24 protein-coding genes are annotated in these 25,062 nt (G+C 68.2%); 12 read left to right on the forward strand and 12 right to left on the reverse strand.

Features of this window, described 5'->3' with window-relative positions:
* Positions 1-19: 19 nt before the first annotated feature.
* The 3 genes from T8K17_RS13060 to T8K17_RS13070 form a co-directional block, all read right to left on the reverse strand.
* Positions 20-727, reverse strand: coding sequence for an N-acetylmuramoyl-L-alanine amidase (locus tag T8K17_RS13060; protein ID WP_322330167.1), 708 nt, complete (start codon positions 725-727; stop codon positions 20-22).
* Positions 728-740: 13 nt separating this feature from the next.
* Positions 741-1,637 (reverse strand): DMT family transporter, encoded by an 897-nt coding sequence (locus T8K17_RS13065; protein WP_322330168.1) that lies wholly within the window; start codon positions 1,635-1,637, stop codon positions 741-743.
* An 87-nt stretch (positions 1,638-1,724) separates the two neighbouring features.
* Complete coding sequence (locus T8K17_RS13070; RefSeq protein ID WP_322330169.1) at positions 1,725-1,934, reverse strand: hypothetical protein; 210 nt, start codon at positions 1,932-1,934, stop codon at positions 1,725-1,727.
* A gap of 245 nt (positions 1,935-2,179) precedes the next feature.
* Between T8K17_RS13070 and T8K17_RS13075 the strand changes: the two genes are divergently transcribed.
* Positions 2,180-2,668 carry a cytochrome c gene (locus T8K17_RS13075; protein ID WP_322330170.1) on the forward strand — a complete coding sequence of 163 codons (489 nt, stop codon included), beginning with the start codon at positions 2,180-2,182 and terminating at the stop codon, positions 2,666-2,668.
* Positions 2,637-3,179 carry a cytochrome c gene (locus tag T8K17_RS13080; RefSeq protein ID WP_322330171.1) on the forward strand — a complete coding sequence of 181 codons (543 nt, stop codon included), beginning with the start codon at positions 2,637-2,639 and terminating at the stop codon, positions 3,177-3,179. The genes T8K17_RS13075 and T8K17_RS13080 overlap by 32 nt, the downstream gene beginning before the upstream one ends.
* A 9-nt stretch (positions 3,180-3,188) precedes the next feature.
* Here T8K17_RS13080 and T8K17_RS13085 read toward each other — a convergent pair whose 3' ends face one another.
* Positions 3,189-3,845 carry a glutathione S-transferase gene (locus T8K17_RS13085; protein ID WP_322330172.1) on the reverse strand — a complete coding sequence of 219 codons (657 nt, stop codon included), beginning with the start codon at positions 3,843-3,845 and terminating at the stop codon, positions 3,189-3,191.
* A gap of 119 nt (positions 3,846-3,964) precedes the next feature.
* Here T8K17_RS13085 and T8K17_RS13090 point away from each other — a divergent pair, with 119 nt between their 5' ends.
* Complete coding sequence (locus tag T8K17_RS13090) at positions 3,965-4,528, forward strand: TetR/AcrR family transcriptional regulator (protein WP_322330173.1); 564 nt, start codon at positions 3,965-3,967, stop codon at positions 4,526-4,528.
* A gap of 9 nt (positions 4,529-4,537) precedes the next feature.
* Here T8K17_RS13090 and T8K17_RS13095 read toward each other — a convergent pair whose 3' ends face one another.
* The 3 genes from T8K17_RS13095 to T8K17_RS13105 all read right to left on the reverse strand — a co-directional run bounded on the left by T8K17_RS13095 (position 4,538) and on the right by T8K17_RS13105 (position 7,613).
* Positions 4,538-6,394 carry an ATP-binding cassette domain-containing protein gene (locus tag T8K17_RS13095; protein WP_322330174.1) on the reverse strand — a complete coding sequence of 619 codons (1,857 nt, stop codon included), beginning with the start codon at positions 6,392-6,394 and terminating at the stop codon, positions 4,538-4,540.
* A 34-nt stretch (positions 6,395-6,428) separates the two neighbouring features.
* A complete protein-coding gene (locus T8K17_RS13100) occupies positions 6,429-7,160 on the reverse strand; it encodes a TerB family tellurite resistance protein (RefSeq protein WP_322330175.1) in 732 nt (243 codons plus the stop codon).
* Between the two features lie 108 nt (positions 7,161-7,268).
* A complete protein-coding gene (locus tag T8K17_RS13105) occupies positions 7,269-7,613 on the reverse strand; it encodes a PilZ domain-containing protein (protein WP_322330176.1) in 345 nt (114 codons plus the stop codon).
* Positions 7,614-7,948: 335 nt separating this feature from the next.
* Here T8K17_RS13105 and T8K17_RS13110 point away from each other — a divergent pair, with 335 nt between their 5' ends.
* The 6 genes from T8K17_RS13110 to T8K17_RS13135 all read left to right on the forward strand — a co-directional run bounded on the left by T8K17_RS13110 (position 7,949) and on the right by T8K17_RS13135 (position 14,415).
* Entirely contained in the window at positions 7,949-9,358 is a 1,410-nt protein-coding gene (locus T8K17_RS13110; protein WP_322330177.1) for an FAD-binding oxidoreductase, read from the forward strand.
* Between the two features lie 12 nt (positions 9,359-9,370).
* Positions 9,371-10,492, forward strand: a complete 1,122-nt coding sequence (locus T8K17_RS13115; protein WP_322330178.1) for a hypothetical protein — start codon at positions 9,371-9,373, stop codon at positions 10,490-10,492.
* A gap of 15 nt (positions 10,493-10,507) precedes the next feature.
* On the forward strand, positions 10,508-10,954 hold the full coding sequence (locus tag T8K17_RS13120; protein ID WP_322330179.1) for a heme-binding protein: 447 nt from the start codon (positions 10,508-10,510) through the stop codon (positions 10,952-10,954).
* Positions 10,951-11,706: a DUF3750 domain-containing protein gene (locus T8K17_RS13125; protein ID WP_322330180.1), complete on the forward strand. Its 756-nt coding sequence runs from the start codon at positions 10,951-10,953 to the stop codon at positions 11,704-11,706. Before T8K17_RS13120 ends, T8K17_RS13125 begins: the two co-directional genes overlap by 4 nt.
* Positions 11,707-12,217: 511 nt before the next feature.
* Positions 12,218-13,387 (forward strand): iron-containing alcohol dehydrogenase, encoded by a 1,170-nt coding sequence (locus T8K17_RS13130; RefSeq protein WP_322330181.1) that lies wholly within the window; start codon positions 12,218-12,220, stop codon positions 13,385-13,387.
* Between the two features lie 11 nt (positions 13,388-13,398).
* Positions 13,399-14,415 (forward strand): hydroxyacid dehydrogenase, encoded by a 1,017-nt coding sequence (locus tag T8K17_RS13135; protein ID WP_322330182.1) that lies wholly within the window; start codon positions 13,399-13,401, stop codon positions 14,413-14,415.
* A gap of 21 nt (positions 14,416-14,436) precedes the next feature.
* Here T8K17_RS13135 and T8K17_RS13140 read toward each other — a convergent pair whose 3' ends face one another.
* From T8K17_RS13140 to T8K17_RS13160, 5 genes are all read right to left on the reverse strand, one after another.
* Positions 14,437-15,036 (reverse strand): sarcosine oxidase subunit gamma, encoded by a 600-nt coding sequence (locus tag T8K17_RS13140; RefSeq protein ID WP_322330183.1) that lies wholly within the window; start codon positions 15,034-15,036, stop codon positions 14,437-14,439.
* Complete coding sequence (locus T8K17_RS13145; RefSeq protein WP_322330184.1) at positions 15,029-18,052, reverse strand: sarcosine oxidase subunit alpha family protein; 3,024 nt, start codon at positions 18,050-18,052, stop codon at positions 15,029-15,031. Before T8K17_RS13145 ends, T8K17_RS13140 begins: the two co-directional genes overlap by 8 nt.
* Before the next feature lies 1 nt (position 18,053).
* Positions 18,054-18,356 (reverse strand): sarcosine oxidase subunit delta, encoded by a 303-nt coding sequence (locus tag T8K17_RS13150; RefSeq protein ID WP_322330185.1) that lies wholly within the window; start codon positions 18,354-18,356, stop codon positions 18,054-18,056.
* A gap of 16 nt (positions 18,357-18,372) precedes the next feature.
* Positions 18,373-19,662 (reverse strand): sarcosine oxidase subunit beta family protein, encoded by a 1,290-nt coding sequence (locus T8K17_RS13155; RefSeq protein WP_322330186.1) that lies wholly within the window; start codon positions 19,660-19,662, stop codon positions 18,373-18,375.
* A gap of 184 nt (positions 19,663-19,846) precedes the next feature.
* Positions 19,847-20,773, reverse strand: coding sequence for a folate-binding protein (locus T8K17_RS13160; protein WP_322330187.1), 927 nt, complete (start codon positions 20,771-20,773; stop codon positions 19,847-19,849).
* Positions 20,774-20,903: 130 nt separating this feature from the next.
* Here T8K17_RS13160 and speB point away from each other — a divergent pair, with 130 nt between their 5' ends.
* From speB to T8K17_RS13175, 3 genes are all read left to right on the forward strand, one after another.
* Complete coding sequence (speB, locus tag T8K17_RS13165; RefSeq protein WP_322330188.1) at positions 20,904-21,854, forward strand: agmatinase; 951 nt, start codon at positions 20,904-20,906, stop codon at positions 21,852-21,854.
* A 109-nt stretch (positions 21,855-21,963) separates the two neighbouring features.
* Positions 21,964-23,343, forward strand: a complete 1,380-nt coding sequence (locus T8K17_RS13170) for a caspase family protein (RefSeq protein WP_322330189.1) — start codon at positions 21,964-21,966, stop codon at positions 23,341-23,343.
* A complete protein-coding gene (locus tag T8K17_RS13175; protein WP_322330190.1) occupies positions 23,340-24,968 on the forward strand; it encodes a hypothetical protein in 1,629 nt (542 codons plus the stop codon). The genes T8K17_RS13170 and T8K17_RS13175 overlap by 4 nt, the downstream gene beginning before the upstream one ends.
* Positions 24,969-25,062: the final 94 nt, after the last annotated feature.

The following is a 25,062-nucleotide window of genomic DNA, read 5'->3' on the forward strand; positions in this document are numbered from 1 at the left end:
CGTATGAACGAACGATCTGTTATGCAAACGGTTTTTCAGGCGGTAGGCACATTTCTGCCACCTGTTGCAGCATGGCCGCCCCGCGTGGATCGTATGGCTTGCCCAGGGACAGCGGCTCCCAGTGGCGGCGGAACCCGTCCAGCGCCATCCGCGACACCGGATCGTCGAAGGACGCGGCGCCCGTGCGATAGCCGATCCAGGCCAGAGCGGCGACCGCCGCGGCTTCGTCCATTTCGGCCGGGGAGAGCGTGTCCGGGTACAGACCGATGCCGCCGCGGGCGAGGCCGATCCAGTCGAACAGGTGTCCGGGATCGATCTTGCGCCCCGGCGCCACGTCGCTGTGGCCGAGCACCCGATGGGCGGGAATCCGGTGGCGGGCGACGATGTCCCGGCACAGGGCCATGACGGCCAGCATCTGCGCCTCGGGGAAACGCCGATAGCCGTGGCTGTGGCCCGGGTTGGAGATCTCGATGCCGATGGAGCGGGAATTGACGTCGGTTTCCCCGGCCCACCACGCCACGCCAGCGTGCCAGGCGCGGCGCTCCTCGTCGACCAACCGCCAGACCCGGCCGTCCTCGCCGACCACGTAATGGGCGCTGACCTGGGCGGCGGGGTCGCAGAGCAGGTCGACCGCATCCTCGGCCCGGACCATGTCCGTATAGTGCAGCAGCAGCATGTCCAGGGGACCGCGCCGCTCGCCGTGGTTGGGGGAGGGCCGCTCGATCATCCTGAGCCCTCATTCATCCCTGGGCCGAGTCCGGCTTGTCCTCCGCCACGACGGGGGCCGGCTTTTCGGGCGGTGTCAGGATCACGATCGCCACGCCGACCAGCGTCAGGGCGCCGCCGATGAATTTCTCAAGGGTCGCCGGCTCGCCGAGGATGAAGATCCCGGCGGCGACGCCGAAGGTCGGGGCGAGCAATGAAAGCGGCATGATCGTCGTCACCGGGTAGCGCTGGATCAGACGATACCACAGGCCGTAGCCGAACACCGTCACCGCCACCGCCATGTAGACGACGGAGGCCCAGCCCCAGAACCCGGCATCGAGCGCCTCGCCCCAGCGGTCGCCCTCGATCAGGGCCGAGCCGAGCAGGAGTTGCGGAACCGCCAGCACGGCGATCCAGGCGTTCAGGGTCATGGTGTCGATCTGGCCCAGCCGCTTCACCTGGATCGCCGACACGGCCCAGCACAGGGCCGCCAGGATGGTCAGCGAGAGATAGAACGGATCCGGCGCCTCATTGGGCGCACCGGCGATCAGCACGATCCCGCCGATGGCGAGGCCGCCGCCCAGCGCCTTCCGCCAGCCGAGCTTGTCGCGGAAGATTAGGAAGGCGAGCAGGGCGGAGAACGGCACCTGGATCTGCACGGCGATGGCCGCGACGGACGCGTCGATGCCGCTCAAGCCGGTGAACATCAGGGCGAAATGCAGGAACCCCAGGGTGAAGGAGATCGCCGCGACCTGCCCGAACTGGCCGTGCGGCCACTTGAGCCAGGGGCTCAGCAGCAGGGCGGTCAATCCATACCGCAGGGCAACCAGAAGCATGGGGGGCATTTCGCCGAGCCCGAGCTTGGTCACTGCGAAGTTGAGGCCCCAGGCGACGTTCACCGCGACCGCCAGGAGGATGTCGACCGGCCTCACGACGTTTGCGCTGCAGCAATGAGAAGGAACATGGCGCGAGTGATAGGGCGAACACCCGGCGCCGTCCAGCGCGGTTATGGAAGCGGATCAGTTCTCGATCTGCTTGCTTGGCTCCGGCCTCTCGGTCAGTTCGGAGGGAACCGGGGCGCGACGGGCGGCCGGCGCCTCGATCGGTGCGGAGACGATCACCGCCGGCGCGAACTCGCGGCGCGCATCGGGGGCGGGATCGGGGAGGTTGCCCTGCGCGGCCATGAGGAACATGGCCAGGAAAGGCGACAGGGCTGCAGTCGATAGCATGGCGATTCCTTGGGTTAGAGGGTTCGGCTCAGAACGTGCGGCAGCGTCGGATTCCGTCGCCGGCCAGCAGGTTTTTCCCAGGAGCGCCGTGTTTATGCCGCGCTAAATGTGGCGGTTTAGTGGAATTCGGGAAATTCGCGGGACGTTTGGGGGTGGCGCTTGACCTTCCCGTTGCTGGAAGCCGCAGCATCCGGCGGTCGATGACGACAGGCGGCCAACGGGCGGAGGAGGGGTGTTTGGGGTGGATGACGGGGCGCGTTCTGACGCTGGCGGCGGGGACGGCAATCCTTCTTGTGGCGGTCGGCGTGCTTCTGCTGACGGCCGGGGGCGAGCGGGGGAGCGATGCGGACGGCCTGCGGCTCGATCCGGACGACGCCGCGCTGGTCGCGGACGGGGAGCGGATCTACCGCGATGCCTGCGCGAGCTGCCATGGTGTCGCCCTGGAAGGCCAGCCCGACTGGCAGCAGCGCCGCGCCGACGGCCGCCTGCCGGCGCCGCCGCACGATCCGAGCGGCCATACCTGGCATCATCCCGACGATGTCCTGTTCGCCCTGACCAAATACGGGCCGGCCGCGCTGGTGAACGACCCCGCCTATCTGTCCGACATGCCGGGTTTCGCCGAGGTCCTGAGCGATCGCGACATCCTGGCGGTGCTGTCCTATATCAAGAGCACGTGGCCGCCGGAGATCCGGGCGCGCCACAATGCCCTTAACGCCCGCGCCGCCGGAGGGTAACCGGCGCCGGCCGGGTGCAGCTCAGCCGAGGAGCGACCCCAGGCGCCGATATCTGATCCCCACCGTTTCTGCCGGCCTGTGCGCGCTGCTCGTTTTCGGTCTGCTGCCGGTGTCCGTCGTCCAGGCCCATTCCGGGGCCACCGGGGTGGTGAAGGAGCGGATGGACCTCATGAAGGCGCTCGGCGGCGAGATGAAGAAGCTGGCCGCCATGTTCAACGGCGAGACGCCCTTCGATCCCGCCGAGATCGCGGCCGCGGCGAGTCGCATCGAGGCCCACTCCGGCGGCCATATGCTGCGCCTGTTCCCGGAAGGCTCGACTGACCATCCGAGCGAGGCGAAGGCGGATATCTGGCGCCACTGGCCGGAATTCGAGGCCAAGGCCGATGACCTCGGGACCCGGGCATCGGTGCTGGCAGCGGTGGCGGACACGGGCGAGACGGAGTCTCGGGTCGCCTTCGGCCGGCTCGCAAAGACCTGCAAGGCCTGCCACCAGGATTTCAAATCGGACTGAGGGCCGCTCTCAAACCGGCGCCTCGGCGGGGTCCGACAGGGTCAGCCGGTTTCTGACGCTGGGGCGCTCCTGCATCCGGGCATACCAGGCCTCAAGAGCGTCGCATTCCGCCGGCACCGGCAGTTTGACCAGCTCGGCGAAGATCAGACCGCCGATCAGGCTGATATCGGCCATCGAGAATGCTTCACCCGCAACGAACGGCTGCCGCCGCAGAACCTCGTCGAAATAGCGCATGCCCCGAAGCGCCCTGTCGCGCTGCCGCAGCCCCCAGTCGGGGTTCTGGTAGAGTTCGACATCGGGGCCGAGACCCGGTGTGGCGTGGTGGAAATAGACGCTGATGGCGTCGAGCACTTCCAGCTCGGCACGCCGGCTCATCATGTGGATCACGCCCTTCTCGCGCGGGGTGGTGCCGGTCAGCGTCGGACTGCCCACCAGCGAGTCGAGATATTCGGTGATCGCCGTGCACTCGGCGATGAAGGTGCCGTCCTCGAGTTCCAGGACGGGCAGGGTGCCCGAGTAGTTCTTTGCCAGGAACTCGGGCCGCTTATGCTCGCCTTTGCGGAGATTGACCGACACGAACGTCACCTGGGAGTGCAGGCCTTTCTCGGCGACGGCAATGCGGACTCGGGCCGGGTAGGGGCCGGTATGCCAGTCGTGGATCTTCATGGGTGCCGCCTCTGTCTACCTGTCACTTGATAGATAAACAGCTAAGGCTTCCTATTTCTCCGGTCAACGTCTATCTGTCACTTGATAGATAGGTGACGGAAGCGCGCCGAGGTGGGGACATGAAGTCAAATGCTCGGGAGGCCATCCTGGCAGCGGCCAGGAGGACGGCGCAGGCGCGTGGGTATGGCGGCCTGAACTTCCGCGATCTGGCCGAGGAGGTCGGGATCAAGGCGGCAAGTATTCACTACTACTTCCCGTCCAAGGCGGATCTGGGTGCCGCGGTCGCGCGGCGCTATTGGGAGGACACGGCGGCGCACCTCGACGCCCTGTCGGCGGGCGATGCGGCGCCGCTCGATTGCCTGCGCGCCTATCCGGCGATATTCCGCAAAGCGCTGGAGAGCGAGAACCGCATGTGCCTGTGCAGCTTCATGGCGGCGGAATCCGACGACCTGCCGGAGGCCGTGAAGGCCGAGGTCCGGACCTTTGCCGACGTCAATGTGGCGTGGCTGGCGAAAGCCTTATCCGCAACGCGGAGGCTGAGCCCGGAGGATAGCGAAAACCGGGCCCGAGCCATCTTCGCCGCCGTGGCGGGCGCCCAGCTCATGGCGCGAAGCCGCTCGGATATCGCGCTCTATGACGACCTGATCGACACCTACCGAACGACGGGTCTCCTGCCGGCCTAGGTTAGTCGGCTACCGGGCGCCTTCCAGCTCTTCCTTCAACGCCTCCAGGTCCAGCCAGCGGTCCTCTGCGGCGGCCAGTTCGTCCTGGGCAGCGACGAGGCGGGCGCTCTTGGCCTGGAAGGTCTTCGGGTCGCGGCTGAACAGGTCGGCATCGGCCAGTTCCTCGCCGAGCCTGGCGATCTCCGCCTCCAGCTTGGCGATGCGCTCCGGCAGCAGTTCCAGTTCGCGGCCGTCCTTGTAGGACATCTTGGTGCTTCGGGTCCGAGGCTTTTCGGCCGCCGGCTTGGCCTTCGCGCTCTTGGCGGCGGCGGTCTCGGCCGGCTTCTCGGTGCGGCGCCGTTCCGCCAGATAGTCCTGATAGCCGCCGACATATTCCCGGATCCGGCCCTCGCCCTCGACCGCGATGATCGAGGTGACGGTGCGGTCGAGGAAGTCGCGGTCGTGGCTGACCAGCAGCACGGTGCCGTCGTAGTCGGAGACCTCCTCCTGCAGGAGGTCGAGGGTCTCCACGTCCAGGTCGTTGGTCGGCTCGTCCAGGATCATCAGGTTGTGCGGCTGGGCGAACAGTTTGGCCAGCAGCAGACGGTTGCGCTCACCGCCCGACAGGGTGGCGACCTTGGCGGTGGCCTGCCGGTCGGAGAACAGGAACTCGCGCAGGTAGGACACCACGTGCTTCTTCTTGCCGTGCACTTCCACGCTGTCGCCGCCGCCGGGGCAGAGGGTGGACCACAGGGTATCGACAGGATTGAGCTGTTCGCGCTTCTGGTCGAAATAGATCGAATCGACGCCGAAGCCGATCTTCACCCGGCCGCTGTCCGGCTCCTCCTGACCCAGCAGCATCCGCAGCAGTGTGGTCTTGCCGGCGCCGTTCGGCCCGATGATGCCGATCCGGTCCTTGCGCCGCACGGTGAAGGAGATGTCGTCGGCGACCACCTTCTCCTTGCCCCGCTCGTCGGTGTAGCGCTTGGAGAGGTTGATCGCCTCCATGACCAGGCTGCCGCTGCGGCTTGCCTCGCCGGCGTCGATCTTCATGCCTTCCGGGCGCTTGATCCGCTCCGCCCGCTCCTGGCGCAGGTCGAGCAGACCGCGTACCCGGCCCATGTTCCGTTTGCGCCGGGCGGTCAGGCCCTCGCGCAGCCAGCGGGTCTCTTCCGCGATCTGCCGGTTCAGTTTGTGGGCCTGCACCTCTTCGTCGGCGATCAGCTTCTCCGCCCAGTCGGGGAAGGCGTCGATGCCGTCGTTGAGGCGGTGGAGCTGGCCGCGCTCCAGCCACAGGGTGCGGTTGGCCAGCCGGCGCAGGAAGGCGCGGTCGTGGCTGATGATCAGCAGCCCGGCGTCCAGGCCCTCCAGCATGTCCTCGAGCCACTCGATGGTCGGCAGGTCCAGGTGGTTGGTCGGCTCGTCCAGCAGCAGCACGTCGGGCTCGGAGACCAGGGCGCGGGCCAGGGCGCCGCGGCGCGCCTCGCCGCCGGACAGGCCGCCCATGGTCCGCCCGCCGTCGAGCGACAGGCCGGCGATGGCGGCATCCACCAGATGGTCGCGCGGGGCGTTGTCGGTCGCCGGCGGCAGGCCGCCCTCGACGTACGCGAACACGGTCATGTCGCGCGGCGGGCGCGGATCCTGAGGCAGATAGACGACGCGGGCGCCCGGCTTCACGAACCGGTCGCCGCTGTCCACGTCGATCTCCGCCGCCAGCGCCTTCATCAGCGTCGACTTGCCCGACCCGTTGCGGCCGACCAGGCAGATTCGGTCGCCCTTCGCCACCGGGAGGTCGATTCCTGAGAACAGCGGATTGCCGCCGAAACCGAGGCCCGCCCCACGCAGGGCCACGGCCGGAGGGGCCGCTCGGTCTGTTGCTGTAGCCATGAATCGGGCTTTCTTCTGGTCAGGTGGCGTCAGGTCAGGACATGTCCCGCGCCTTCTTGATCCTATCCCACGCCGCGTTCAAGGACGCCATGCGCTCGGTGGCCGCCGAGACCAGCTCGTCCGGCAGACCCTGGGCGATCAGCCGGTCCGGGTGGTGCTCGCGGATCAGCCGGCGATAGGCGGCACGGGCCTCCTCGTCCGAGACGTCGTGGCGGATGCCGAGGACCGAGTAGGGGTCGTCGCCCTTGTCGCCCACATAGATGGCCCGGAGCCGGTCGAAATCCACATCGTTGAAGCCGAAGATCTCGGCCACCCGCCGCAGATAGACCACCTCGCTGTCGTGAATGACGCCGTCGGCCCGGGCGATGTGGAACAGGCTGCCGATCAGCTCCTCCAGGACGGGGGAGCCGGGATTGAACAGCCGGGCGATCTGGTGGGCGTAGGCTTCGAACCCGTCGCTGGTCTGGCGCGCCATGTCCCAGACGCGGCCGACATTCTTCATCTCTTCCGGGGGGACGCGGAACACGTCGCGGAAGGCGGAGATCTCGTCCCGGGTGACCACGCCGTCCGCCTTGGCCATCTTGGCGCCGAGCGCGATCACGCCGATGGTGAAGGCGATCTTCTTGGTCGCCGACTCCTCGTCGATCGTCTGCTCTTCGGCATAGCGGTCGATGGCATGGCCGCCGACCACGCCCAGCAGCGCGCCGATCGGGCCGCCGATGGCGAAACCCGCGGCACCCCCGATGATCTTTCCCCAGATGCTCACGCCGTCCCCGACCCGTAAAATTGCCTGCGGTAGAGCGGCCGGAGTTTGGCGTCCGCAGGGCCCCCGGTCAACGCTCGCTGTGCGGCGTCGGTTCCACGGTCGAAGCGGTCAGCGGTGCCCGGTCTTGAGGGCGAAGTACTCGGCGATCGCCTTCTTCTTGAGCTTGTCGATATGGTAGAATTGCGCCGCCAGCTTGTCGCCGGCCACGCGCACCACGACCGCCTCGGCGGTGAAGATGATGGCGCGGCCCTCGTCGCGGACGTCGACGGTCATCTTGAACTTCTGACCTTTGATCAGCCGGCCGTCATGGCCGGAGATGAGGATGCCCGACAGGCTCCAATTCTCCAGCGTGAATTGGGTGCTGTCGATGGTCACGGTGCCGATCGCAGCCACCCGCGGGGCGACGCGGCGTTCGCTGTCGCCGGTGAACGCAGATTTGATGGCGGACCACATGTCTCTCATCCCAAGTAGCCGTGGGGCTCGGGCAACTGCCTCTGAGCCTTTCGCCACGGTCGGTTTCCAGGCCATCCTGCGGGATAGCCCTTGAAGATTTGGTAAACGTGCATTGACCAGAACAAGGGTGACCGGCCGCTTTCGTCCCGGTATCGACCGGCGCGCGCGGTCACTAGGCCATGGCCGAGCCGGTTTGAATGCGATGCTTGGTCGCTGGTCGCCGGAGCAGTATGAAGGAGCCGCCGCCTTGTCCCCCGGTGCCGCTGTCGTTAGCGTCTGCGGTCCGTGCCGAGAGTCAGTCGGATCGCCCCGGTCCGCAGAAGGAGTAGAAGACCATGCAGGTCGATGCCCAGCCGTCCAACGCCACCGCCCGCGATGCCGCCATGGCCGACCTGATCGCCGCCTTCGGGGCCGAGCGGATCGTCACCGGCCGGGACATCCGCAACCGCCACGGCACCGACGAGAGCTACCACCCGACCATGGCGCCGGACGCGGTGTTCTTCGCCCGCAGCACCGAGGAGGTGTCGCAGGTGGTGACGATCTGCGCCAAGCATAAGTGGCCGGTCATTCCCTTCGGCGTCGGCACCTCGCTCGAGGGCGGCATCGCGGCGATGCGCGGCGGGCTCTCGGTCGACGTCTCCGAGATGAACAAGATCCTGCAGGTGAACGCCGAGGACCTGGACGTGCGCGTGCAGGCCGGCGTGACCCGCAAGCAGCTCAACGAACATCTGCGCGACACCGGCCTGATGTTTCCGATCGATCCCGGCGCCGACGCCTCCATCGGCGGCATGTGCGCCACCCGGGCGTCCGGCACCAACGCGGTGCGCTACGGCACCATGCGCGACAACGTCATGAGCCTGACGGTCGTCATGGCCGACGGCCGCATCGTGAAGACCGCGCGCCGGGCCAAGAAGTCGGCCGCCGGCTACGACCTGACCCGACTGTTCGTCGGCTCCGAGGGCACCCTGGGCGTCATCACCGAGGTCCAGCTCAAGGTCTACGGCATTCCCGAGGCGATCTCGTCCGCCGTCGTCCAGTTCGACGACCTGGAGAGCGCGGTGAACACCTGCGTGCTGACGATCCAGTCCGGCGTGCCGGTGGCCCGCATGGAACTGCTGGACGACACCCAGATGGGCGCCTGTATCTCCTACTCCAAGCTGGAGGGCTACACCGCCCGCCCGACGCTGTTCTTCGAGTTCCACGGCTCGGAGAACGGCGTGGTCGAGCAGGCGGAGACCGTCCAGGCCATCGCCGCCGATTTCGGCGGGACCGATTTCAAATGGGCGACCAAGCCGGAAGACCGCAACAAGCTGTGGGAGGCCAGGCACAACGCGTTCTACGCCGCCCTGTCCCTGCGGCCGGGCGCCAAGGGCTGGCCGACCGATGTCTGCGTGCCGATCTCGCGCCTGGCGGAGTGCATCACGGAGACCAAGAAGGACCTGGCCGAGACCGGCCTGCTGGCCCCGCTGGTCGGCCATGTGGGCGACGGCAACTTCCATCTGGTCTACGTCATCGACCCGGAGAGCCAGGCCGAGCTGGATCTGGCCAAGGCGCATAGTGACCGCATGGTCCTGCGCGCCCTGTCCATGGACGGCACCTGCACCGGCGAGCACGGCGTCGGCTACGGCAAGATGGAGTTCCTGGCCGCCGAACTGCCGGAAGCGATCCCGGTGATGCGCGCGGTCAAGCAGGCCCTCGACCCGGACAACATCATGAACCCGGGCAAGCTGTTCCGGATGAACTGAGGGGACTCCGGCATGGCGACGCTGATGCAGATCGACGGAGACGGTCGGCTGTCGCCCATGCAGGTAGAACCTTACGGCACGGAGGCTGAGCTTCAGGCGTTGCTTGCCCAGCACCCAGACCTTCTCTCGGCGGATGACGACGGGGGTAAGCGTTGGCTGCTGATCCGCCGGGAGATGTCGGTCCCCATCCAGGGCTCTGACATCGCCGGCGGCGACGCCACTGGCTATATCGATCATCTGTTCGTCGATCAGGACGGCGTTCCGACCATTGTCGAGGTAAAGCGGGCGACCAATACAGAGGCGCGCCGCCAGGTCGCCGGTCAGATCCTCGATTACGCCGCGAATGCCCCATTGCATTGGAGCGGGGGTCTTTTGCGTCAGGCGTTTGAGGCACCTCTGGTGGCTGAAGGCCAGGAACCGGGCGCCGCCTTGTCGGACTTCCTCGGGGTCGAAGATGCCGACCCGGAGGCCTTCTGGGATCTGGTGGAAACCAATCTGCGGGAAGGGAGACTCCGGCTGGTGTTCGTGATGGACATCGTGCCGCCGTCCCTCCAGCGCATCGTCGAGTTCCTCAACCGGCAAATGATCTCGGTCGACGTCATGGCGGTCGAGATTAGGCGCCATAGTGGTTCGTCAGGCAACGTCCTGGAGGTGCAGCGAAAGGGCGAGACGGCCTCGCGGCGCCGAAGCCCGGCTTCAGTCAGACGAGAGCGTCCCACTCCCGAAGTGTGGCGCGACCATTTTCTGGGACATCACGGATCCGAGGTCGCTGCCGGGATTGATGCGATCATTTCTTTCATGAGGGAGCGCGGAGAGATCTTCGCGACGGCGGCGCAGAGCCCCTCCCTTGGATTGAAACTGCCGAATGTCAGCCGCGCGCCCTATCCGCTGTTTGTGAAATGGACTGGCTCGATCACCATTTCCCTTTCCTACCTGATGCGGAACGATGCTCTGACCGACGCGGCTGTCCGTGCGCACTGGGCGGAACGCCTATTGGCTTGCGCGCCTGGCCGCAGCCGGTTCGGAGCGCCGAACGGCGATGTTGTCTTCGCCCCTGAGGTTTTGAGAGAAACCGCGACGGTTCTGAGCATCCTGCGCGTTGTAGAGGAGCTGATTTCCGTTCTGGAACCCTGACCGGAGAGGTCTGTTTTGCCCATCCCCACTTCCGAACTCTCCCTAGACGAGGCCCGGGCGATCATCGCCGGGGCCTTCGCCAAGGCCGCCGAGCTGGGATTGAAGCCGCTGGCGGTTGCCGTGCTCGATGCCGGGGGCCATATCCGTGCGATCGAACGGCAGGACGGCGCCAGCATGCACCGGCCGGAAATCGCCATCGGCAAGGCCTACGGGGCTCTCGCCATGGGGTTCGGCAGCCGGGAGCTGGCCAATCGGGTGAAGGACAAGGGTGCTGTGTTTCTCGATGCGGTGAACGGCATGATCGGCGGGCGGTTGATACCGGCCCCCGGCGGCGTGCTGGTGAAGGACAAGGCCGGGAACGTGATCGCGGCCGTGGGCATTTCCGGCGATACATCCGATCGGGATGAAGCCTGCGCGGTCGCCGGGATCGCGGCGGCGGGACTGGATTCCGCGACCGGATGAGCGCGGTCGCCAAGTTCGCCCTGGCGGTCGCGGCCATGGCCATGGTCGGCCCGCTTCTGCTGAAGGGCGCCAGCCATTCCTGGGCCACCGAACCCTGGCACCGGGCCGACCGGAGTTCCGCCGGCCTCGCCCCGGATCCGCGCACCACCCCGGAAGCGGTCGTGCAGGTCTATGCCGCCCCCACCTATGGCTGGCGCGGCATCTTCGCCGTGCATGCCTGGATCGCGGTCAAGGACGCCGACGCGGCGCGCTATGACCGCTGGGACGTCATGGGCTGGGGCAGCGGCCGGGTGGTTCGGCACAATTACGACGGCCCGGACCACCGGTGGTTCGGCCGCGAGCCGCAGGTCCTGGCGGATATCCGGGGCGACAAGGCGGCGGCGCTGATCCCGCAGATCCGCGAGGCGGTCGCCGCCTATCCCTGGCCCGAGACCTATCGGACCTTCCCCGGTCCCAACAGCAACACCTTCGTCGCCTTCGTCGCGCGCCGGGTGCCGGATCTCGGCCTGGACCTGCCGCCCACGGCGATCGGCAAGGACTTCCGGCCGCTCAGCGATCCCATCGGCCACGCGCCGAGCGGGCGCGGGTTTCAGGTGAGTCTGCTGGGGCTGGCCGGGCTGATCGTGGCGCCGGCCGAGGGGATCGAGCTCAACCTGCTCGGTCTCGGCATCGGCGTGGACGTCGCGCAGCCGGCCCTGCGCCTGCCCGGGATCGGCCGGATCGGCGTCGGCGGCAAGGCGGACCACCAATAGCGAAAGCCCCCGACCGTTGCCGGTCGCGGGCTGGAATTTCCGCTCTGTGAGAGATGGCCGGCGGCAGTGCCCCGACCCGTCAGCTCAGGAAATGGCCGCCGCCGACAGGAACATCGTGCCGAGCAGAATGCCGTACACGAAGACCAGCGCCGGCCAGGAGGCGGCATTTCGATTGTAAGCCCGGATCATTTCGTCCTTCGTCATGGTCGCCTCCTTTGAGGATCACGGAACCCCCCCATGGGGTGCCTATGAAACGGACGATCTCACGCCTGCTTGGGCGCCTATCGTCAAGAAACGCCATTTAACGTACGCGCAGAGAACATCAAGCGGGATTTGCGCGGAAATCCGGCTGACGCCTGCAATGCAGTTAAGCGCAAACCGCATAGCTCGGATTCGGCAATCGATCTGTCGAAAATTCGGCTGTCTTGTAGCTGCTTGTGGCCGTCGCGGGCGGGCGGTACGGTCACTGTCAAACGACAGGATTCAAACACTGAGGGACGGAGGAGCCGTGATGGCCAATTTCCCGAGCGGCGTGTGGCGCTATCCGACTGAGATCCGCTTCGGTGTGGGCGAGATCGACCGGCTGGCGGATGCTTGCGCGGACGCGGGAATCCGACGCCCGCTGATCGTGACCGATGCCGGCCTGGTCCGGAATTCGATGATCACCGGCGCGCGCGACGACCTGCAGGATGCGGGCATGGCGGCGGAGGTTTTTTCGCGCGTGCGTGGCAACCCGATCGGCGCGAACGTGACCGAGGGCTGCGAGATGTTCCGGGACGGCGATTTCGACGGTGTGATCGGCTTCGGCGGCGGCTCGGCCCTGGATGCCGCCAAGGCCATCGCCATGGCCGCCTATCAGGACCGTCCGCTGTTCGACCTGCATGTCAAAGCCGGCGGACCGGCCGCCATCGACGGTTCGAAGATCGCCCCGATCATCGCCGTGCCGACGACCGCCGGCACCGGGTCCGAGACCGGCCGTGCCTCGCTGATCACCGAGGAGGAGGTGCACGAGAAGCGCATCTTCCTGCATGCCCGAATGATGCCGACCATCGTGATCGAGGATCCGCAGCTCACGGTCGGCCTGCCGGCCAACCTGACCGCCTGGACGGGAATCGATGCGCTGGCCCATTGCTTCGAGGGCTTCTGCTCGCCGGAGCTTCACCCGTTCTCCGACGGCGTGGCGGTGGAGGGCATGCGGCTGATCAAGGAATACCTGCCGCGGGCGGTCGAGGACGGACGCGACCTGGAGGCGCGCGGCATGATGCTGGCGGCGGCTTCCATGGGCTCCACCGCGTTCCAGAAGGGCCTCGGCGCCATCCACTCGCTCAGCCATCCCGTGGGTGCGCGGTTCGACACCCATCACGGCCTGACCAACGGCGTGTTCTTCCCCTATGTGATCGCCTTCAACCGCGATGCGATCGCCGACAAGTGCGAGCGGCTGTCGGCCTATCTCGGGCTGAAGAAATCCGGGATCGACGGGGTGATGGAGTGGATTCTGGACCTGCGCAAGCAGTTCGATATCCCTCATACTGCAAGGGAACTGGGCGTCGATCCGGACCGGGTCGATGAAATCGCGGCGGCCGCCGAAAAAGACCCGTCAACGGGCAGCAATCCGAAGCCGATGAGTGCGGCGGACATGGCGACGGTCCTGCGGAACGCCCTGGAGGGAACACTCGACTGAAGGGAATTTCCGTGCGTCACAAGGCCTTACTGATCGATCCGCTCTACCACCCGGGCGGGGAGGAGCATCTGCGTGCCCATGTGGATGTCGAACTGCTGATCCGCCCCGACCGGGACGCGGTGCTGGCGGCGGCCAAGGGTGCCCATGGCATCTGCGGCCGCTATCCCAACAAGGTGGATGCGGAGGTCATTGCGGCGGCGGAAGACCTGCTGGTGGTCTGCTCGTCCGGCCGCGGCACCGATGCGATCGACATCGCGGCCGCGACCGAGGCCGGGGTGATCGTCGTGAACAACCCGGGCTTCGGCAAGATTCCGGTCTCCGAGCACGCGCTGTTCATGATGATGAGCCTGTCGCGGCACGGCTTCGAGCACGATTCCATGGTGCGCTCAGGCAAGGGCTGGTCCGACCGGCTGAGCGAGACCAACACGATCAAGGACCTGGACCAGTCGGTGCTGGGCATCGTCGGCCTCGGCCAGATCGGTACCGAGATGGCGCGCAAATGCATGGGCGCCTTCGATATGGACGTGATCGCCTACGACCCCTACGTCGATGCGGGTGCCGCCAACGATCTCGGCATCGAGATGGTGTCCGACCTGACCGATCTGCTGGCCCGCGCCGACTACGTGTCGGTGCATGCCGAGTTGAACGACGAGACCCACCACATGTTCAACGACGCGGCCTTCGAGGCGATGCAGCCGCATGCCTGCCTGATCAACACCGCGCGCGGCAAGATCGTCAGCCAGGACGCCCTGCACAAGGCGCTGAGCGCCCGCCGGATCCGGGCGGCGGCGCTGGACGTGTTCGAGGTCGAGCCGGTGGGGGCGGACAATCCGCTGTGCCAGCTCGACAACATCATCCTCTCCCCGCATGTGGGCGGCCTGACCCGCGGCTTCATGAAGGAGAGCGCGATGACGGTGGCGCGCACCATGCTGACGGTGTTCAACGCCGAGCAGCCGGCCAACATCCGCAATCCCGACGCCTGGGAACGCGCCAAGCAGCGGGCGACCCGGCTTCTCGCAACCGGGTAGCCCCGTCTCAGGCGAAGAGTGTCAGCTGGGGGCGATGCGGACTCCGACATCGGCCCCAGCGTCGACCAGCCAGTCCCAGAGATAGGCGGCGAAGGACGGGCGGACGAACAGCCGGTAGGCGTCCTCCTCCGTCTGCTCCAGGGCGATCTGGGCGCGGCCCAGCAGCCCCTGGGAGCACTGGCCGGACTTGAAGACCGAGGGATGCAGGTCCTGCGGCCAGCCCTTGGACAAGACCCAGCGGGCGGCATGCCCGGAGAGCTCGATCACCGCGTAGTTGTCGGACAGGTCGACCACCGCGTGGTGGACCCGGGACATGGCGGCTTCCAGTTTGCCGCACAGGGCGGTGCTGTCGCCGTCCTCGGCGACCGCCAGCCACTCGTCCGGGCCGAGCCAGATCAGCGACACGCCCTCGGTGCGCGCCGTGGTGTTGGGCGTGACCGGCAGGGCGGCACCCAGCACCGTCTCCACATGGCCGGCGAAGGCCTTGTCGGCATCGCCGCGCAGATTGATCAGGCTCAGGCCGACCACCTCGCGCAAGACCACGCCCGCGTGGTGCGGGCCGCCGACGGGGCCGATATGACCGGAAAGCGGGCTGTTAGCCTGGGGTGCGGTATCAGCCATCTCGGCGGCTCCCCTCGATGTCGAAGAACACGGGATCGGTCACGGTCACCTTCACGGTCTTGCCGGCCAGCGGCACCGACAGGGTCTCACCCTTGCGGCCATGCCCGCCCTTGACCAGGGCCATGGCGATCGAGCGGCCGCAATTGGCGGAATAGTAGGACGAGGTGACGTGGCCGAGCATGACCATGGGCGGCTGCGGCTTCACATCCTCCACGATCTGCGCCCCTTCCGGCAGCACCTCGTTCGGGTTTTCGGTCAGCAGGCCGACGAGCTGCTTGCGGTCGGGCAGCATCAGGTCGGGGCGGAACAGGCCGCGCTTGCCGATGAAGTCGGTCTTGGTCTTCGACACGATCCAATCCATGGCGAGGTCGCTCGGGGTGACCGAGCCGTCGGTCTCCTGGCCGACGATGATGAAGCCGCGCTCGGCCCGCAGCACGTGCATCGCCTCGGTGCCGTAGGGCGTGATGCTGTGCTTCTCGCCCGCCGCCATCAGCGCCTCCCACAGCGCCATGCCGTAGCGCCGGGGCACGTTGATCTCGAAGGAGAGCTCGCCGGTGAAGGAGATCCGGTAGACCCGGGCCGGGATGCCGGCCACCGTGCCCTCTTTCATCGCCATGAACGGGAAGGCGTCGTTCGACAGGTCGATGTCGTCGCACAGCTCGGCCAGCAGCTCGCGGCACTTCGCACCGCAGATGGACGCGACCGACCACTGCTCGGTGACCGAGGTGAGATAGACCTCCAGGTCGGGCCACTCGGTCTGCAGATGCTCCTCCAGATGGGCGAGCACCCGCGGCGCGCCGCCGGTGGTGGTGGTCATGTGGAAATGGTCGTCGGCGAGCCGGGTGGTGACCCCGTCGTCGATGACGAAGCCGGCATCGTTCAGCATCAGCCCGTAGCGGCACTTGCCGACCCCGAGCTTCAGCCAGGCATTGGTGTAGACCCGGTTCAGGAACTCGGCCGAATCCTTGCCGCGTACGTCGATCTTGCCGAGGGTGGACGCGTCCAGGATGCCGACGGCGTTGCGCGCCGCCATGCATTCGCGGTCGACCGCCTGGCGCATGGTCTCGCCCGCCTTGGGATAGTACCAGGGTCGCATCCACTGGCCGACATGTTCGAACTTGGCGCCATGGGCTTTGTGCCAGGGATCGACGGCGGTGGTGCGCACCGGGTCGAACAGCTTGCCGATATCGCGGCCGCCATAGGCGCCGATGGTCGTCGGCGTGTAGGGCGGGCGGAAGGTGGTGGTGCCGACCGCTGGGATGTCGGTGCCGAGCGTGGCTGCGACGATGGCCAGGGCGTTGACGTTGGACGTCTTGCCCTGGTCGGTGCCCATGCCGGTGGTGGTGTAGCGCTTCACATGCTCGATGGAGCGGTAGCCCTCGCGCGCCGCCAAGTTCAGATCGGCGGCGGTGACGTCGTTCTGGAAGTCGACGAAATGCTTGCCCTTGTGCCCGACCGGCTGGTCCGAGGGCAGGACCCAGATCGTGCGATGGTCGGTGGTGCCGGGCTCCTCGACCGTCGGGGCGGCGGGCTGGCGGGTTGTGCTGCCGGTGGCGCGGGCGGCGTCGAGCCCGGCCTTGATGCCGTCCTTGACCGCCTGGGCGACGGTCAGGGTGCCGGCACATCCGCCGACCGAGGCCTGCGGCGCCATCTTCGGGTCGTGCACGGCGGCCGGAACGAACGCGTCCATCTCCTCGTCCCAGTGCAGCTTGCCTCGGCTCTGGCTGAACAGGTGGACCGTCGGGTTGAAGCCGCCGCACATAGCGACGAGGTCGCAGCCGATCCGCCGGGTGACCTTGGCGAGACCGGAGCCGTCGGCGGTCATCTCGGCGACGTCCACCCCCTCGACCCGATGATGGCCGTAGGTGCCGGTGACGGAATGGCCGGCCAGGATGTCGATGCCCTTCTCGCGGGCGGCGTCGACCAGCGGGCCCTTGGGTTCAGCGCGCAGATCGACGATGGCGGCCACCCGTGCGCCGCGGGCCGCATAGGCCAGCGCGGTGCGGTAGCCGTCGTCATGGCCGGTCACGATCAGCGGCTTGCGCCCGGCGGTCACGCCGTAGCGCACCGCGTAGCCGCGGGCGGCGGTCGACAGCATGACGCCCGGCCGGTCGTTGTCGCGGAACACCAGCGGCCGCTCCAGCGTGCCGGTGGCGAGCACCACCTGCTTGGCGCGGATCTTCCACAGGCGCTGGCGGGGCGTGTTGGGGACGACCGCGCCGATATGGTCGGTCACCCGCTCGGCGGCGAGCAGGTAGTTGTGGTCGAAATAGGCATGCACGCAGGTGCGCGGCAGCAAGGTCACCTCGGGCATGGAGGCCAGTTCGGCGACGACCTCGGCGACCCAGTCGGGACCCGGCTTGCCGTCGATGAACACGTCGTCCTCGGCCAGCAGCGAGCCGCCGAATTCGGCCTGCTCGTCGGCCAGGATCACCCGCGCGCCGGTGCGTCCGGCCGCCAGAGCGGCGGCGAGACCGGCCGGGCCGGCGCCGACGATCAGCACGTCCGGATGGGCGTGCATATGCTCGTAGCGGTCCGGGTCCGGGCCTTCCGGTGCCTTGCCGAGGCCGGCGGCATTGCGGATCACCTCCTCGTAGGTCATCCACAGGGAGGCCGGCCACATGAAGGTCTTGTAGTAGAAGCCGGCCGGGAAAAGCCGGTGCAGGGCGGAGTTCACCGCGCCGACGTCGTATTTCAGCGACGGCCAGCGGTTCTGGCTGTCGGCGTCGAGCCCGTCGAATAGTTCGATCTGGGTGGCGCGCAGGTTCGGCTCGCTGCGATTGCCGCGGGCGAGCTGGATGAGGGCATTGGGCTCCTCGGCACCGATGCCGAGGATGCCGCGCGGCCGGTGATACTTGAAGCTGCGGCCGACCAGATGGACGTCGTTGGCCAGCAGGGCGGAGGCGAGCGTGTCGCCGGCATAGCCGGTGTAGCTCCTGCCGTCGAAGCGGAAGCCGAGCGGCCGGGACCGGTCGATGCGGCCGCCGGAGGCAATACGATTGGGCTGGCGGCTCACGTCAGGTGTCCTTCTTGGCGGTGAGCTGAGCGATGTCCGGCATCTGCTCGCCCGGCTTGTAGCTGGCGAAGATCTCGTGGGTGTAGGTGTCGCGGATCACGTTGAACCAGCGCCGGCAGCCGTTGGTGTGCATCCAGCGCTCGGCGAACGGACCCTTGGTGTTGCGGCGCAGGTAGAGATACGCCTCCCACTCGGAATCGCTGCACTCGGTCGGGTCGGCGGGACGGGCCACATGGGCCTCCGCGCCGTAATGGAACTCGGCGTCGTCGCGCGGGCCGCACCAGGGGCAGGGGATCAGTTGCATCTCTCGGTCCTCCCGCTCAGTGGGCCACGCCGGCGGCGCCGTGCTCGTCGACCAGGTATCCCGTGCGGAACCGGTCGAGCGAGAAGGGTGCTGCAAGCGCATTGGGGCGGTCATGGGCGATCAGGTCGGCGAAGACATGGCCGGAGCCCGGCGTCGCCTTGAACCCGCCGGTGCCCCAGCCGCAGTTGAAGTACAGGCCCGGGATCGGCGTCTTGGAGATGATCGGCGAGGCGTCCGGGCAGGTGTCGACGATGCCGCCCCACTGGCGCAGCATGCGCAGCCGCGAGGTGATCGGGTACAGCTCGACGGTCGCCGCCAGCAGGTGCTCGGGATGGTTCGGCGAGCCGCGCTGGGCGTAGGAATTGTAGGCGTCGGTACCGGCGCCGAGCACCAGCTCTCCCTTGTCGGACTGGCTGATATACATGTGCACGGCGTTCGACATGACGACCTTGTCGATCACCGGCTTGATCGGCTCCGACACCAGCGCCTGCAGCGGGCGGGCCTGGATCGGCAGCATGAAGCCCGCCATTTCGGCCAGCACGCCGGAATGGCCGGCCGGCACGCAGCCGACCTTGTTGGCGGCGATGAAGCCTTTGGTCGTCTGCACGCCGATGATGTGGCCCTCCGGCGCGCGCTCGAAGCCGGTGACCTCGCAGTTCTGGATGATGTCGACACCGAGTTCGTCGGCGGCGCGGGCATAGCCCCAGGCGACCGCGTCGTGGCGGGCGGTGCCGCCGCGCTTCTGCAGGATGCCGCCCTTCACCGGATAACGGATGTCCGGATCGATGTTGATGATCGGGACCATCTTCTTGATATCGTCCGGCAGCACCAGCTCGATATCGACGCCGTTCAGCCGGATCGCCTCGTAGCGGCGGCGCATCTCGCGCCACTCGTGCTCGCTATGGGCCAGGTTGATGACGCCGCGCTGGCTGAACATGACGTTGAAGTTCAGCTCCTGGCTCATGCCTTCCCAGAGCTTCAGGGCATGCTCGTAGAGCTTGATCGACTCGTCCCAGAGATAGCCGGAGCGGATGATCGTGGTGTTGCGGCCGGTATTGCCGCCGCCGATCCAGCCCTTCTCCAGCACCGCCACGTTGCGCACACCGTGGAGCTTGGCGAGGTAATAGGCGGTGGTCAGGCCGTGACCGCCGCCGCCGACGATGATGACGTCATACGCCTTCTTCGGCTCGGGCGAACGCCAGGCCTGCTGCCATCCCTCGTGATAGCTCAGCGCGTTCTTCGCCAGGGCGAAGAGGGAATAGCGTTGCTTGGTGGTCGGTCCGTGCCGACCGGCGCTGGCGTCCATTGGATCAACCCCCGAATTGAAGCGCTCTCATACACGCCGCGTGGGCCGGCGTCAGTGCGCAGAGTATATCGCACGTGCAGCACGGTTTTGCCGGGTGCGACGGGCGGCGTCGGTTTCGGGGGGATGTGGCATCGCGTCAAGAACGCGGCGGTTTAGAAACGGCGGGAAAAGATACCCGCGGCGCTCAGAACCGTGCCCAGTCCGGCTTGTGCGGGATGACGGTCGCCTCGCCTGCGGTCAGCGGGTCGCCGGAGCGCAGGGCCTCGTCCAGGCGGTTGAGGCGGATCATCGCCAGTCCCATGCCGCCGCCCTCGCTGCCGCCGCCGTTATTGGCGACGACGCTGCGCACTTCGCCGGCCTCGCGGCCGTCCAGGGTGATCTCGGTGCCCGGCGCGGGCAGGGGGCCGTTGATGATGATCGGCATCAGCCGGCGCTTCACCAGGCCGCGGTATTTGGTGCGGGCGGTGAGTTCCTGGCCCATGTAGCAGCCCTTGTCGAAATCGACGCCGCCCAGTTCCTCGAAGCCGGCCTCCAGCAGCACGGTCTTCTCCACCGCCATGTCCTTGGCACCGTCCGGCAGGCCAATCGAGACCCGACGGCGGTCGTAGGCGGCGCGGTCGGTCGGCTTCAGGCCGGCGGCCTCCAGGGCGGCGCCCCCGGTGATCTCCGGCAGCAGGACCCGCGCGCCGGCATCGGCATGGCGCGGATCGACGAAGGCCAGACCCTCGGCGAAGCCGCTCGCCGCACCGCGTTCGGCCGGGAGCGACAGCGCGTCGAAGCTATCGGCGCCGAAGACGGCTGCGACGATCCAGTCGGCGGACTCGACCGACAGCTCGACCTTGGAACGCAGCTTGTACATCCGCAGCTTGCCGAAGAATTCCTGGATGCGGTCGGCGGCGGTTTCCAGCAGCAGGGCGTCGCCGGTGTCGATCAGGAAGAAGTCGTACAGGAACTTGCCCTGGGCAGTCAGGAAAGCCCCGTAGCCGGCCTTCTCGGGCGTGATCTTGAGGACATCGTTGGACACCAGGCCCTGGAGGAAGGTCGCCCGATCCTCTCCGGCAATGCGGATGACGCCGCGGTCGTCGAAGATGTGGAAATACGCGTTGGCCATGGGTTCCTCCGATGCGGGTCTACAGGTAAGGCGCGGCGGCAAGACCCGCAAGGGCGCAGCGCCGAGCCGGCATTGCCTCCGGCCCGCACCCTGGCCACACTCTTCCCGATTTTCTGTGTGGAGAACCCCGATGGCCCAGAGCGACAACCCGATCAAGAAGCCCCGCTATACCGGTATCCCGACCTTCATGCGCGTGCCCTTCGCCGAGGACTGGAGCGCGGTCGATATCGCGATGATCGGCGTGCCGTATGACGGCGGGGTCACGAATCGTCCGGGCGCGCGCCACGGTCCGCGCGAGGTGCGCAACTCCTCCAGCATGATGCGGCTGATCAACCAGGCGACCGGCTGCTGCCCCTACGACTTGGCCCGGATCGCGGATATCGGCGACTGCGTGATCGAGCGGCCGTTCCAGTTGGAAGGGGCGCATGGCGAGATCGACCGCTTCTACGAGCAGGTCATTGCGGCCGGCTTGGTGCCGCTGTCGGTCGGCGGCGACCATTCGATCTCGCTGCCGATCCTGCGGCAGATCGGCAAGGACCGGCCGGTCGGCATGATCCATATCGACGCCCATGCCGATACCGGCGACGACTATTTCGGCTCGCGCTTCCACCACGGAGCACCCTTCCGCCGGGCGGCGGAGGAGGGCGTGCTCGACCCCAAGCGCACCATCCAGATCGGCATCCGCGGCGGCATCAACGACCGCGACCAGTGGTCGTTCAGCCACGAGAGCGGCATGCGGGTGATCTACATGCACGAGATTCCGGGCATGGGACTCGACGCGGTGATTGCCGAGGCGCTGAAGGTGGCGGGCGACGGGCCGACCTATCTCAGCTTCGATATCGACGCCTGCGACCCGGCCTACGCCCCCGGCACCGGCACGCCCGAGTTCGGCGGCTTCACCGCGGCGGAGGCGCTGCACCTGCTGCGTGGCCTGTCCGCCGTCGATTTCATCGGCGGCGACATGGTGGAGGTCTCCCCGCCCTTCGATCCGAGCGGCAACACCGCCCTGCTCGGCGCCACCATCCTGTTCGAGCAGCTCTGCCTGCTGGCCGAGGCTTTCGCCAGGCGTAAGGCGGCATAGTGCTGATGGTTGAGAAAAGAACGGAATAGCGCACTCTGGGCGTGCCGTTCCGCTCTGGTTTCGCTACACTGACCTGACGTCATGGTTGTGCAGCGGCGCCGGAGCTCGCATGAAACAGCCGCCCAGGTCGATTGTCGGATGGTTCGCCGCCCTGGTCGCGGCCGTGGTTCTGGCCGCTCCGGTCCAGGCCTTGGACGCGCGCCGGGTCGATCCAGCGGCTGTGCATGCCATTCCGAACCCAGCCCCGTCCATACGGGAGATCCGGCCGGGCGGCGTCGCCGAGAACCGGGACGCCATCGCCGTCATCGTCGGCAACCGGCGCTACGCCCATGGCCTGCCCGAGGTCCGTTACGCCGAGAACGATGCCCAGGCCGCTCGGCGTCTGGCGGTGGGGGTGCTGGGGTACCGGCCGGGCAACGTTATCGACCTGCGCAACGCGTCCCAGGCCGAGATGCTGTCGGTCTTTGGCAGCGGGACGGATCACAAAGGCAAGCTCTGGGCCTGGGTGAAGCCCGGCGTATCCGACGTCTTCGTCTATTATTCCGGCCACGGCGTGCCGGGCCTGCGGGACAAGCGCGGCTATCTGCTGCCGGTCGACGCCGATCCGGCCACGCCGGAGATCAACGGCTATTCCCTGGACCTGCTCCTGGCCAACCTGTCCCGGCTGGAGATCCGCTCCACCCTGGTCATGCTGGACGCCTGCTTCTCCGGCAATTCCGCCGCGGGCTGGCTGCTGCGCTCGGCCTCGCCGGTCTATATCCGCACCGAGGCACCGGCCGAGCCGATGGGCATGGCGGTGATCTCGGCCGCCCAGGGCGATCAGGTCGCGAGCTGGGACGAGGAGCGGCGTCTCGGTCTGTTCACCCGGCACATGATGGACGCCCTGGCCGGCGGTGCCGCCGACACGGGGCCCGGCGGCAATGGCGACGGGGCCGTCACCCTGGGCGAGCTGGAGGCCTATCTGGACGATGCGCTGACCTATGCCGCGCGCCGGCTCTATCGCCGGGTGCAGAAGGCGAGCGTGCAGGGCGATCCCAGGACGGTGATCGTCCCTGATCTCCGCCGCCCGCCGTCCCCGGCTCCATCCGTCTGGGCCCCCGCGCCGCTACCCGCCCCGCCGATGCCCGCCCCGCCACTACCCGCCCCCTTGCCGGGGATGCAGGACGGCAAGTACCCGCCGCCGGGCCTCTCCGTCGCCGAGGCGCAGGCCTTCGTCCTCGCCCATTGGGAGGACGTCCGGCAGACCATCCAGGAGTTCTACGCCCGTCAGGGGTCGGTCTGGGACCAGCGGGGCAACCCGCCACAGGTCGAATTCGCCGAGCATATGAAGGAGATCAGCGAGCGCCGGGTGGTCCAGGTCGCGGGCGACACTTTCGATCTGGCGATCCGCTACCGCTGGCAGGGCGGCGGCGTCTCGGACACGGCGGAGGCGATGATGCGGATCGCCGTGGCGCCGCAAGGCCTGTCGGTGGAGAAGATGTGGCGATGACCCCCGCCGCCCGGATTCTGCCACTGCTTGCGGCTTTGCTCCTGCTCCCGGCCGCCGTCGGTGCCGAGGATGGGTGGGCGCCGGCGCTGAGCGAACCGGCGGCGCGTCTGTGGAGCCCGCTGCCGCCCGACGCCCGGATCGCCGTGCGTCCCCTCGACCCCGACGCCAGCGGTCTGCCCGCCGCGCTGCTCGGCGTGGCGGAGCGGTCGCTCGTCGCCGCCCTGGTGGCGAGCGCGCCGACCGGCGGCGTCGTGCTGACCCGCAGCGAGTTGCCCGCCGTCTGGGAGGAGCGGGAGAGCTTCACCGGCACCGACGCGAAAGGTCAGCTGGCCGAGGCGGCGGTCGATGCGGTGGTGGTGCCGGCCCTGGCGGAACGGCGCGGCGGGGTGTCCCTGTCGGCGGTCCTGATCGGCCTGCGCGGGCCGCAGCTCGGCGCGGTGCTCGCGGTGCTGCCGGCGACGGCGTTGCCGGCCGACCTGGAACGGTCCGACCTTGCCCGGGCGGAGTCCGGCGCCCGCCGGCTCGGGGTGGCGCTGGCCGAGGGGCTGCGGCTGGCGGCGGATCCCGCCGAAGCTATCGTCGTCCAGGTCGATCAGCGCGGCATCCGCAGTCCGGCCGCCGACTGGCTGGCCGGGATGGTCGGCGAGCATCTCATCCGCCGTCTGGCCGAGCCGCCGCCGTATCTCTCCCGTCCGCTGCGCGACCTGGGCAAGCCGGCGCCCTCGGGGGTGGTGCGCCTGAGCCTCGACCTTTGGGACCAGGGCGCGCGGCTGGATGTGCAGGCCCGGGCGGTTCTCGAGCGGACGGGACGGCAGCGGGTCGAGACGCAGGGCACCGCGCGGATCGCGCTGGCCTCGATCCCCGACGGATTTCTGCCGCTGACCCGGTCCGGCGGGCGGGTCGGGGAGGGGCTGTATCGGGCGTCGGGAGCCTACCGGCCTGCAGGCCGCACCGATCCCCGCGAGATCCGTTTCGCCGCCCGGATTCTGGCGCGCGCCGCCCTGGTCGCCGACGGGCAGGGCGGCGGCGGACATCGGGTTGGTCGGGACCCTCGCGACATCGCCGAGGCCATGCGGAGCCTCGCCCGGGTCCTGCCCCATGAGGAGATCTGGGGCGCGGCATCGGCCGGCGACGGGACCGCTACCCTGGCCGCCCGGCTGGCGCGGCTGGGCGGCGCCGATGCGCCCCGCCTGGAGGCGGCGGTGGCGCGGATGTTGTACCGGCCCGGCGAGCCGCTCAGCGCGCGGATCCTGCTGCGGGGCGGGCGCGCCTATGTCGCCGCCTATGCCTGGCAGGCCGACGACACGGTGGTGCGGATCGCCCCGACCGACGCGGCTGCCCGGGCGATGGAGCCCGACCGGCGGGTCGACCTCCCCGGCCCGGGCGATGCCCAGGTCACCGTCGCACCGCTCGCCGGCTCCGATGAGAGCGTGGAGGCGATCCTGGTCGTCGCCAGCGCGGTGCCGTTTTCCGCCGAGACGCTGGCGCCGGCCGTGGCCGGAAGCGCCGATGCCAGTCTCGCCGGCGCGGCGCAGATGAGCGCGTTTCTCGACGCCCTGGCCGGTCTCGATCTGGCCCGGGTGAGCCTGGCGGTGCTGCCTTACCGCATCCGCGCCGCCGACTGAGAAGGACGGCGACCGGGCGGCGCGGAAGCGAACGATCCGGCCCTGCGCCGGGAAATGGCCCTGGCCTGTCCATGGCTCCGGGAAGGTCCCCACC

The organism is Thalassobaculum sp. OXR-137 (genome assembly GCF_034377285.1).
Taxonomy (GTDB): Bacteria; Pseudomonadota; Alphaproteobacteria; order Thalassobaculales; family Thalassobaculaceae; genus Thalassobaculum.

Excerpts from the sequence above, each read along its gene's own strand:
- T8K17_RS13070 (WP_322330169.1), bottom strand. The coding sequence starts at position 1,934 with ATGCTATCGACTGCAGCCCTGTCGCCTTTCCTGGCCATGTTCCTCATG.
- T8K17_RS13125 (WP_322330180.1), top strand. The coding sequence starts at position 10,951 with ATGAGCGCGGTCGCCAAGTTCGCCCTGGCGGTCGCGGCCATGGCCATG.
- T8K17_RS13140 (WP_322330183.1), bottom strand. The coding sequence starts at position 15,036 with ATGGCTGATACCGCACCCCAGGCTAACAGCCCGCTTTCCGGTCATATC.
- T8K17_RS13175 (WP_322330190.1), top strand. The coding sequence starts at position 23,340 with ATGACCCCCGCCGCCCGGATTCTGCCACTGCTTGCGGCTTTGCTCCTG.
- T8K17_RS13105 (WP_322330176.1), bottom strand. The coding sequence starts at position 7,613 with ATGTGGTCCGCCATCAAATCTGCGTTCACCGGCGACAGCGAACGCCGC.
- T8K17_RS13110 (WP_322330177.1), top strand. The coding sequence starts at position 7,949 with ATGCAGGTCGATGCCCAGCCGTCCAACGCCACCGCCCGCGATGCCGCC.
- T8K17_RS13155 (WP_322330186.1), bottom strand. The coding sequence starts at position 19,662 with ATGGACGCCAGCGCCGGTCGGCACGGACCGACCACCAAGCAACGCTAT.
- T8K17_RS13150 (WP_322330185.1), bottom strand. The coding sequence starts at position 18,356 with ATGCAACTGATCCCCTGCCCCTGGTGCGGCCCGCGCGACGACGCCGAG.
- T8K17_RS13090 (WP_322330173.1), top strand. The coding sequence starts at position 3,965 with ATGAAGTCAAATGCTCGGGAGGCCATCCTGGCAGCGGCCAGGAGGACG.
- speB (WP_322330188.1), top strand. The coding sequence starts at position 20,904 with ATGGCCCAGAGCGACAACCCGATCAAGAAGCCCCGCTATACCGGTATC.
- T8K17_RS13160 (WP_322330187.1), bottom strand. The coding sequence starts at position 20,773 with ATGGCCAACGCGTATTTCCACATCTTCGACGACCGCGGCGTCATCCGC.
- T8K17_RS13115 (WP_322330178.1), top strand. The coding sequence starts at position 9,371 with ATGGCGACGCTGATGCAGATCGACGGAGACGGTCGGCTGTCGCCCATG.
- T8K17_RS13075 (WP_322330170.1), top strand. The coding sequence starts at position 2,180 with ATGACGGGGCGCGTTCTGACGCTGGCGGCGGGGACGGCAATCCTTCTT.
- T8K17_RS13170 (WP_322330189.1), top strand. The coding sequence starts at position 21,964 with ATGAAACAGCCGCCCAGGTCGATTGTCGGATGGTTCGCCGCCCTGGTC.
- T8K17_RS13130 (WP_322330181.1), top strand. The coding sequence starts at position 12,218 with ATGGCCAATTTCCCGAGCGGCGTGTGGCGCTATCCGACTGAGATCCGC.
- T8K17_RS13080 (WP_322330171.1), top strand. The coding sequence starts at position 2,637 with ATGCCCTTAACGCCCGCGCCGCCGGAGGGTAACCGGCGCCGGCCGGGT.
- T8K17_RS13095 (WP_322330174.1), bottom strand. The coding sequence starts at position 6,394 with ATGGCTACAGCAACAGACCGAGCGGCCCCTCCGGCCGTGGCCCTGCGT.
- T8K17_RS13085 (WP_322330172.1), bottom strand. The coding sequence starts at position 3,845 with ATGAAGATCCACGACTGGCATACCGGCCCCTACCCGGCCCGAGTCCGC.
- T8K17_RS13060 (WP_322330167.1), bottom strand. The coding sequence starts at position 727 with ATGATCGAGCGGCCCTCCCCCAACCACGGCGAGCGGCGCGGTCCCCTG.